This window comes from Ruminococcus sp. BSD2780120874_150323_B10, assembly GCF_015553695.1.
GTDB classification, from domain to species: Bacteria; Bacillota; Clostridia; order Oscillospirales; family Acutalibacteraceae; genus Ruminococcoides; species Ruminococcoides intestinale_A.
Genome location: NZ_JADNHD010000004.1, coordinates 152,350 through 160,696, shown reverse-complemented (window position 1 = coordinate 160,696; position 8,347 = coordinate 152,350). Strand labels below are relative to the sequence as shown.

Genomic DNA, 8,347 nt, shown 5'->3' with positions numbered 1-8,347 from the left:
CAGCTCATTTCCTATTCCCTGCTCTGTAAGTGGTTTCGGATTGCCGTACTTCCTCTTGATAAGCTGCTCTATGCGGAACTCTATCAGACCGAGGACAGAAAGAAATGTACCGTGTGCGGCGCGTTCTTTGCGTCCACCTCTAACAGCGTCAAATACTGCCCGGACTGTCGGAAGCGGATTACCCGCAGACAGGCAGCCGAGCGCATGAGAAAACGGCGCGCTCTTGTTACGCGGTAAGGGCGAAAAAAGCCTTGTTTTACAGGCTTCTGACAACCGTTTCCTCATAGGGCAAGGGCTTTATACCTTTTCCCTTAAAAACGGCGTTCTACTGCGTAACATTTCAGAACTGCACCCATAAGAAAACCGGGGCGCGGATAGTCTTTACTGACTGTCTGCGTCCCGGTTTTTCCTTTGCTATTTTTCCATGTTGATTTGAGGGGTTGCGCCCTTATCTGTGGTAAGTAAACGGTATATCGTAAGGGGGATATACCATGCAGCCACGACGAGCCGCCATATCAAAATGACCCCACCGATAATGCCGCCCAAAATGAAGTTGAGGGCAATGATACCCACCGTTCCGGCTATGTCATACCCATGCGGTACAAGCCATACGAACATACGGCGAATACCAAAGGGAATACCGCAGCACAGCCACACATAAAAGTAATTGGTCTGCCCGTCCTCTGTAAAGACGTTCTTAAACATGAAGAATAAAAACAATGCGATAACGGCGGGCAAAACGGTTCTCTTAAAAAAGTCTTTCCAAATTTCCCCGCGTGTCATGGTATCACTCCTTTTCTATTGGGAATTGTGGGATAGCTTCTAACAGTTTCAGTATGAGCGTTTGCCGTAAATCGTCGTCGATTTCCTCTTTTACGCTTCCGTCCGGCTGACGCTTTTTTACCATTGCAAGGCGGTTGATTTCGTCACCGTAACAAGCAAGCACTTTTTCCAACGCCCATTTTTCGCCCGCAACGGCGGCGCGTATCGTTTCATAGTCCGGCATTTCCTGTTCCATTCTCTGACACTTCCTTTGCTGAAAATGTATCACTTTGGTATGTAACTACTGTTTTTGATAGGAACTATTATATCATACAAGTATGAACAAAGCTACTCCCCGCGTTCTTTTCCTTTTTCCCGTTCCGGTTCTCTTGGCTGCCGTAAAATGCTGTCTATGTTCTGTTTGATAACGTCGTACTCTTTGACCTGTTTTTTCAGTCTGCCATAGTCGGCGTAAAGGGCTTCTTTCTGTTCCTGGAGCTTTTCATATTCCGATTGCAGCGCGGTGAGGTTCGGGAGCTTGGAAACGCCCGCCGCCTTTAATGCCTTTGCCGCTGCTTCATGCAAGATGATTTCGCGCTCATGGGCTGCCCGGTAACTGTCCTTATTTCTTGCTTTGCGGTATGCGTCATAGGCGGGTTTTGTCTTTTGGAACGCGGAAACATTCTTGATAAGCACCGCCATATCTACAAGCCGTTTTTCCGCGCTCTTTAATGCGTCTGCCGCCTGTTCGCTCTCTGTCTGTATCTCTGCGATTTTTGCGGTCAAGTCGGTGTATTGTTCAATCTTGTGTTCCGTAATAAAATTCATGGTCTTAGCTGCCTGTTTCAGATTGTGGATTTTCGCCCATTGTTCATAACCCCGGCTCTGCGCCGCCTTGATACTGTTTTCAATATCAATGAGCAGGGACACGCCGCGTTCTGTCTTGGGAGCTTTGGCGGTGCGGGTACGCTTGCCCTCTATCCGTTCCCGGATTGCTTCCTCTGTATAATCTGCGCCGAGGGTTTTCAAACGGGTAAACCGTTCCTGTCCCGGAACCAAACAGGACACATATTTTCCCCGTTTGATTGTGAAGCCTTCTGCCTGTAACCGCGCGAGCAATTCTTCAAAGTCGGACACTTGGGGGATAAGGGTATCGACGGCAAGTTTCAATTTTGCTTTGGCGGTTTTCTCTTTCTTATACACCGCATAATTCTTTCCCTTGCCGCCTTTCTCCGGCACAAGGACGGACAAGCCGTTTTCCCGGCACAGCCTGTCGCTGATGTTGCGTATTCCGTAATAGGTGCGCTTGTTGGAAACATACTTGTGGTAGTCTACAAAGTTTACCGCACAAAAAATGATGTGGTTATGGATATGCCCTTTATCTATGTGAGTGGTAAGGACGTATTCATATTGCCCCTTTGTTACCGCGTCGGCAAGCTGTTTTCCGATTTCATGGGCTTTCTCATAATCGACTTCCCCCGGCTCAAAAGATTGTATCAAATGGTGTGCGAGGTTGTTTCCTCTGTCAAGAGCTTGCGACAATGTAAATCCGAACTCAATATCTGCCGTTTCATAGCTGCACCCGAACGAGGACACCAGCATTTTCCCGTCCGTCTTGTTCGGGTTTTGGATATAGTCAAGGGCTTTTTTTAACGTGCTTTTAATAGGCTTAATCTTTGTAACCGCCATATCTCCGCAAGCACCTCCTTGATTTCTTCTATATCCTCTTGGTAGACGCTGCCCGTCGCATTGACGCGCTTTGCAATCTGATTGACATTGACCCCGATTTTCTGTATCTCCGCTGTCATAGCTTTTATGTCGGCATGGTCTATCTGAATGATATACCCGTCGATTGCCATTTTCCGCAAGTAGGCTTCCATGTTCCGGGTAGGGACGAGCTGCATTTTCTGTTCAATGAACGCCCGTTCTTCCTCTGTTACTCTGAATTTAATTTGTACTGTCCGTTTCCTGCCGTTCATCGGCTCACACTCCTTTCCATTCCGAGGGTTTGGGACACTTCCCAACAAGCAATTTTCAACCGACGCGCCGCAGCGCAGGAGGGCGAAAATACGGAAAGGGTACCCCTTTCCTATGCTTGCTAAGAAACTTTCTCCCTTTATCCCTACTACATGGAAAATCTGATTTTGCCAAAGCAGGACAAAAGAAAAACGCCGCAAACTGCGACGTTTCAAACTGCTTTTTCTATGAAGAAACGAGGGAACTTTATTCCCCCGTTGTTTCGTTGTTGGCTTCCTCAATCCCTTTTGCGGTAGCTGACAGGATTTTCAAATCCTTTTCGCTCATGCCGTCGAGCATGGTATCAAGCTGACGGCGGCGTGTGGACTTTTCCTGTTCCCGTTCCGGGAAAAAGAACTGGTCTACCGATACGTCAAGCAGGGTTACAAGCTCATACAAAATCTGCAAACTTGGGTGCTGCCCGCTGTTTTCAATGGACGCGATATATCGCGGCGCAATGTTCAGCTTATCCGCTAACTGGTTGCGGGAAATTCCCTTTGCTTTTCTTGCCGCTTTGATAGCCTGTCCGAAAGCCTTAAAATCAAACTTTTCTTTGCTCTGCTTCATAATCATTTCACCCAACTACATTGTATATTTCATCTCTCTTTCAAGATATGATTACACGCATCATAGTATGGATAGAAATAGAGCATATCATGTACTTGCTATTATTCGGTTATCCGAGTATAATTATATTGATAATGTTTGAAGAAAGGACGGTTACGATATGGAATATATGTCTTGTCCCGAAGCAGCGGAAAAATGGGGTATTTCTGAACGGCGTGTGCAGATACTTTGTAAAGAAAATCGAATACCTGGTGTTTCAAAAATCGGTTATATGTGGTTGATACCCAAGAGCGCAGTAAAACCATTTGATAAAAGGATAAAAAGGAGTGTAGACAATGAATGAAAAAATTTTAGTTGTAGATGATGAAAAAGAGATAGCAGATTTACTTGAAGTTTATCTTAAAAACGATAATTATATAGTACACAAATATTACAATGGAATTGAAGCATTGGAATGTATTCAGAAAACGGAAATTGATTTGGCGATATTGGACGTTATGCTTCCTGATATAGACGGATTCCGTATTTGCCAAAAAATTAGAGAAAATTTTTATTTCCCTGTTATTATGCTTACAGCTAAAATTGATGATGGCGATAAAATAATGGGGCTAACAATAGGTGCCGATGATTATATAACAAAACCTTTTAATCCCCTTGAAGTCATTGCAAGAGTGAAAACACAGTTAAGACGCTATCAGAAGTACAACAATCCAACAAAAAAGCAGTTTTTTCCAAAAAGTGAATATGACATTAGAGGATTGATTATCAATAAGGACACGCATAAATGCTTTTTGTTCGGAAAAGAAATATCTTTAACTCCTATCGAGTTTTCAATCCTTTGGTATTTATGTGAACATCAAGGCAAAGTTGTTTCAACTGAGGAACTATTTGAAAATATCTGGAAAGAAAAATATTTAGATAATAACAACACCGTAATGGCACATATAGGGCGGCTTAGAGAAAAATTAAATGAACCCGCCAAAAATCCAAAATTTATCAAAACAGTTTGGGGGGTAGGTTATGAAATTGAATAAAAATGAACAAAATTATCTGCTTACAATCCTGTTTAAAAGTTATATCTTACAGAGTGTAATTTGTTCGGGAATTATCTTAGTGTGTACGGTTTCGTTAGATATGGGACTTACTTGGGTACTGGATAGATATGTGGAACATTACTACCTGATATATAGGGGACTTTATGTTTATATGGTAGGGCTTATATTATGGGTAGTTTGCATTTTGTATTTGACTTATAAACTTTTGAAAAAGGTTGTTAATTATGTCTACGAGTTACAAGCTGCAACAGGAAAACTATTTGATAAATCAGTAGATTATATTGAACTCTCACCGGAACTAAGCGAAATTGCTATCAACATAAATCGCTTAAAGCAAGAAGCAGAAAACAATGCGCGACTTGCACAGGAAAATGAACAGCGCAAGAATGATTTGATTATGTACCTTGCACATGATTTGAAAACGCCGCTTTCTTCCGTCATTGGCTATCTAACACTACTGCATGATGATGAACAACAAATATCACAGGAGTTAAGAGAAAAGTATCTTTCTATTTCTCTTGATAAAGCAGAACGTCTTGAAGATTTGATAAACGAGTTTTTTGAAATCACACGATTTAACTTATCTAACATAACATTACAATACAGCAACATAAATTTGACCCGTTTATTAGAACAACTTATCTATGAATTTAAGCCCATATTAAAGGAAAAAAATTTGAAATGTACTCTCAATAGTACAAGCGACATTATGCTACATTGCGACGCAAACAAAATACAACGTGTGTTCGATAATCTCTTGCGTAATGCGGTAATTTACAGTTATACAGATACAGAAGTTGCAATAACCACAGAACTTCAAGAGAACACTATTGTAATTACTTTTGAAAATTTTGGGAATCCTATCGCAGAAGAAAAACTAAAACTAATATTTGAGCAGTTTTACCGAGTTGACACATCAAGAAATACTACAAGTGGTGGTGCCGGATTGGGACTTGCGATTGCGAAACATATTGTAGAACTACATAAGGGGACTATTGTTGCTCATAGTAAAGACGAGTGTATAAAATTTATAGTTACACTTCCACTTTCGTAGGAAAATCGTAAGAAATTCCGTAGCAAAAAAGAGGATTTTCTTGCGAACAATCATCAAAATTAAGGCTTTTATTTTGATACAATTATTGTATCAAGGTGAAAGCCTTTTATCTTTAAACGAAATATAATATACAATAACAAGGAGGTATGTTGGTGAAATACCAAAATCGAATTATGGCGTTACCTATGCTATGTATGATAATAATTGTGTTATCTGCCTGTTGTTTTGACGAGCAGAAAAATGAAACCAGTAACGTAAATCCAAAAGTACAATCCGTTGAAACGGTATCCGTTACTCGCGGTAATCTTACTCCAACGGTATCTGCTCACACAACTATTATTCCGGCTTTGGATTTTGTTTTATGTTCTTCTGTTGAGGGTACTTTTGAAGCCTGTTCCTCAGCCGGCAACAAAATTACTGAGGGTGGTGTGATTGGGAAAGTATCTGAAGAAGAAATAAAATCCCCAGTTGACGCAACGATTCTTTCTATTATCTCATCTAATGAGAGTGTTCCCAAAAATTATCCCTTAGCAACAGCTAAGTACACAGGTTTTGCTCTCAATATTGAAGCTGAAAATTTTTTGAAAATATTGCCGGAAAATGCAGCATTAAAAGCAAAGTTTCAAGTAGTTGATGGTGTGGGACCTACGGAAGCGATTGCAGTTGTAGTACCAGTATCAGAAAATGCAGAAAGCACATTGCAATGTTTAATTGGAAAAGATATTGATGTAAAACCCGGACAAAGTGCTACCGTTGTCATAACAGCCGAAACTAGAAAAGATGTGCTTTTGTTACCACTTTCAGTCATTGCGGGCAGACAAGGTAAGGGAATGGTAACCGTAATAAATGACGGAAAACAAATTCAAACAGAAGTTATGCTGGGTGCAACTGATGGTGCATATATAGAAATATTGTCGGGTGTAAATGAGGGCGATACAATTTCTTCTATTCCCCCAAACCTTGACCCAAGGAGTAATTTGTAACATGGAAAAAACGAATGGAGGAAATTTAATTCAAATAAAAAACTTGGTAGCGACTGTTAATTTGAATAATGGTGATACCTTAGTAACTGTAAACAAAGCAAATATGGAACTAAAGCGAGGAAACAGCTATGCTATTGTAGGCAAATCGGGTTCAGGAAAAACAAGCCTTATATCAATTATAGGTTTACTCAACCACTCATATCAAGGCGAATTTCTTTATAATGGTATGTCTGTTTCCACTTTAACAGATAGCCAGCTATCTATGCTTCGAGCAAGTAATATCGGTTTTGTTTTTCAAAACTATTCTTTAATTAAACATTTAAGAGTTTGGGAAAATATTGAGCTTCCTTTACTTTATTCCAAAAAGAAAATGAATACAAGACAGCGGAAAGAAGCAATACGAAATCTTTTGCAAAGTGTTGGATTAGAAGGAAAAGAAAATGATTATCCATCTAATTTATCAGGAGGCGAACAACAAAGAGTGGCGATTGCCCGCGCACTTGCAGTATCGCCGGAAGCCATTTTATGTGATGAACCTACTGGTGCTTTAGATAAAAAAACCGGAAAACAAATTATGGACCTTTTACATCAAGTTGTGCTTAAAAATGGCATTATGCTTTTAATAGTAACTCATGACCTCGATATTGCAAAGACTTGTAATACAATTTTTGAAATGGACGGAGGGAGGCTTCAATGTGTTAAATATGATTCTTAAAGACCTTCGTATTTCTCCTCTCCGCAATATTTTAACCAGTATTTCTATGCTTGTAGGAATTATAGCAATGATAGGTTCCGTTTTGGTTGGTACTCTTGGTAAAGAGTATTTAATTTCTGTTAATGCACAGATATACGGTTGGGTTCCAACATACTCCTTTTCAATAATGGATTGCCGTTTTGAAGATGCCGCTAAAATGCAGAATTTTTTGACAAAAGTACAGCAATTAGATGACTCGATAGCCGTTACTCTGTCTATGCAGGAAAATATAAGCTTTGCACCGATTCCATCCCTTTCATCATTGAAAGATAAAAATGACACACTTTATAAAGATTTTATACCTGTTGATGTCATTTTCACAACAACAGGTTACAATAAAGTCTATAATTTACCTATGTCATCGGGAAATTGGTTTTACTCCTCCGAAACAAACAATATTCTTTGTATGGTAGTAAATAAAGAGGCTGAATCCTATTTCAATACTTCGTATGCCGTAGGTAATCCAAAAAACAGCCTTGCATTAACACCGTTTAACGTAACTGGGATTGTAAATGACGGAAAGGATATACCTACAATCTATATTGACGTACAAGCAATAGAACAGCTTGTTCCTAATATGTGGCAAGTACAAAGTGCAAATATTTATTGGCACATGACTAATGGACTTACAACAAAACAAATGTATTCTGCCTTACAAGATATTTTGAAAGAAACAATAGGAGGTCATTTAGAAAATACAGGAAGAAGCGATATTGGTAATGCTTATGATTCTGTATTAGCTATGCTTCAACTAGGACTTTTAGTAACATCGTTTTTATTATTGTTTGTTTCTGTTTTGGGACAGATTAACATAGGTTTATCTTCTTTAGAACAACGTACACATGAGCTGTTGATTAGAAGAGCAATAGGAGCTTCCCGCGCAAATATTGTTACTTTGGTTTTAGGTACGCAACTGATTATTTCAATATTCGTTTGCATTGCGTCAATTTTACTCTCGCTACTTATCGTTGAAGGTATCAGTGTATTGCTTCCACCTGATTCACCAATAACAGCACCAAGTTATCCTATTTTTTCGGCTGTCATAGCTGTAATAACTTCTGTTATTGTTGCATTATTAGGCGGGTTATTGCCCGCAATAAAAGCAGCAAAACTGGAACCTGCATTAGCACTTAGATAAAAGTTTAAGAAATTGGAG

General features: G+C 39.8%; 12 protein-coding genes. 7 read left to right on the top strand and 5 right to left on the bottom strand.

What is annotated here, in order from left to right:
- Window positions 1-237, top strand: a 237-nt coding sequence (locus I2E21_RS04455) for a cysteine-rich VLP protein (protein WP_195410539.1), incomplete at its 5' end; no start/stop codon positions are given.
- Between the two features lie 177 nt (window positions 238-414).
- Here I2E21_RS04455 and I2E21_RS04450 read toward each other — a convergent pair.
- The 5 genes from I2E21_RS04450 to I2E21_RS04430 form a co-directional block, all read right to left on the bottom strand.
- Window positions 415-783: a DUF6050 family protein gene (locus I2E21_RS04450; RefSeq protein WP_005928622.1), complete on the bottom strand. Its 369-nt coding sequence runs from the start codon at window positions 781-783 to the stop codon at window positions 415-417.
- A gap of 4 nt (window positions 784-787) precedes the next feature.
- Window positions 788-1,018 (bottom strand): helix-turn-helix domain-containing protein, encoded by a 231-nt coding sequence (locus I2E21_RS04445; RefSeq protein WP_005928624.1) that lies wholly within the window; start codon window positions 1,016-1,018, stop codon window positions 788-790.
- Window positions 1,019-1,110: 92 nt separating this feature from the next.
- The gene (locus tag I2E21_RS04440; protein WP_195410538.1) at window positions 1,111-2,451 is read right to left on the bottom strand and encodes a relaxase/mobilization nuclease domain-containing protein; all 1,341 of its coding nucleotides are present in this window, start codon (window positions 2,449-2,451) and stop codon (window positions 1,111-1,113) included.
- Entirely contained in the window at window positions 2,412-2,741 is a 330-nt protein-coding gene (gene mobC / locus I2E21_RS04435) for a plasmid mobilization relaxosome protein MobC (RefSeq protein ID WP_005422959.1), read from the bottom strand. Before mobC ends, I2E21_RS04440 begins: the two co-directional genes overlap by 40 nt.
- A 244-nt stretch (window positions 2,742-2,985) precedes the next feature.
- Complete coding sequence (locus I2E21_RS04430) at window positions 2,986-3,345, bottom strand: helix-turn-helix transcriptional regulator (RefSeq protein ID WP_201259548.1); 360 nt, start codon at window positions 3,343-3,345, stop codon at window positions 2,986-2,988.
- 160 nt (window positions 3,346-3,505) lie between these two features.
- Between I2E21_RS04430 and I2E21_RS04425 the strand changes: the two genes are divergently transcribed.
- The 6 genes from I2E21_RS04425 (at window position 3,506) to I2E21_RS04400 (ending at window position 8,329) form a co-directional block, all read left to right on the top strand.
- Entirely contained in the window at window positions 3,506-3,688 is a 183-nt protein-coding gene (locus I2E21_RS04425; protein WP_005422953.1) for a helix-turn-helix domain-containing protein, read from the top strand.
- On the top strand, window positions 3,681-4,379 hold the full coding sequence (vanR, locus tag I2E21_RS04420; RefSeq protein ID WP_106762864.1) for a VanR-ABDEGLN family response regulator transcription factor: 699 nt from the start codon (window positions 3,681-3,683) through the stop codon (window positions 4,377-4,379). Before I2E21_RS04425 ends, vanR begins: the two co-directional genes overlap by 8 nt.
- A complete protein-coding gene (locus I2E21_RS04415) occupies window positions 4,366-5,454 on the top strand; it encodes a HAMP domain-containing sensor histidine kinase (RefSeq protein WP_005422949.1) in 1,089 nt (362 codons plus the stop codon). Before vanR ends, I2E21_RS04415 begins: the two co-directional genes overlap by 14 nt.
- A 152-nt stretch (window positions 5,455-5,606) precedes the next feature.
- On the top strand, window positions 5,607-6,437 hold the full coding sequence (locus I2E21_RS04410) for a hypothetical protein (protein ID WP_330421768.1): 831 nt from the start codon (window positions 5,607-5,609) through the stop codon (window positions 6,435-6,437).
- A gap of 1 nt (window position 6,438) precedes the next feature.
- Window positions 6,439-7,152, top strand: a complete 714-nt coding sequence (locus I2E21_RS04405; RefSeq protein ID WP_005422944.1) for an ABC transporter ATP-binding protein — start codon at window positions 6,439-6,441, stop codon at window positions 7,150-7,152.
- Window positions 7,142-8,329 carry an ABC transporter permease gene (locus I2E21_RS04400; RefSeq protein WP_106763257.1) on the top strand — a complete coding sequence of 396 codons (1,188 nt, stop codon included), beginning with the start codon at window positions 7,142-7,144 and terminating at the stop codon, window positions 8,327-8,329. Before I2E21_RS04405 ends, I2E21_RS04400 begins: the two co-directional genes overlap by 11 nt.
- The last annotated feature ends 18 nt before the right edge of the window (window positions 8,330-8,347 follow it).

Excerpts from the sequence above, each read along its gene's own strand:
- I2E21_RS04450 (WP_005928622.1), bottom strand. The coding sequence starts at position 783 with ATGACACGCGGGGAAATTTGGAAAGACTTTTTTAAGAGAACCGTTTTG.
- I2E21_RS04445 (WP_005928624.1), bottom strand. The coding sequence starts at position 1,018 with ATGGAACAGGAAATGCCGGACTATGAAACGATACGCGCCGCCGTTGCG.
- I2E21_RS04440 (WP_195410538.1), bottom strand. The coding sequence starts at position 2,451 with ATGGCGGTTACAAAGATTAAGCCTATTAAAAGCACGTTAAAAAAAGCC.
- mobC (WP_005422959.1), bottom strand. The coding sequence starts at position 2,741 with ATGAACGGCAGGAAACGGACAGTACAAATTAAATTCAGAGTAACAGAG.
- I2E21_RS04430 (WP_201259548.1), bottom strand. The coding sequence starts at position 3,345 with ATGAAGCAGAGCAAAGAAAAGTTTGATTTTAAGGCTTTCGGACAGGCT.
- I2E21_RS04425 (WP_005422953.1), top strand. The coding sequence starts at position 3,506 with ATGGAATATATGTCTTGTCCCGAAGCAGCGGAAAAATGGGGTATTTCT.
- vanR (WP_106762864.1), top strand. The coding sequence starts at position 3,681 with ATGAATGAAAAAATTTTAGTTGTAGATGATGAAAAAGAGATAGCAGAT.
- I2E21_RS04415 (WP_005422949.1), top strand. The coding sequence starts at position 4,366 with ATGAAATTGAATAAAAATGAACAAAATTATCTGCTTACAATCCTGTTT.
- I2E21_RS04405 (WP_005422944.1), top strand. The coding sequence starts at position 6,439 with ATGGAAAAAACGAATGGAGGAAATTTAATTCAAATAAAAAACTTGGTA.
- I2E21_RS04400 (WP_106763257.1), top strand. The coding sequence starts at position 7,142 with ATGATTCTTAAAGACCTTCGTATTTCTCCTCTCCGCAATATTTTAACC.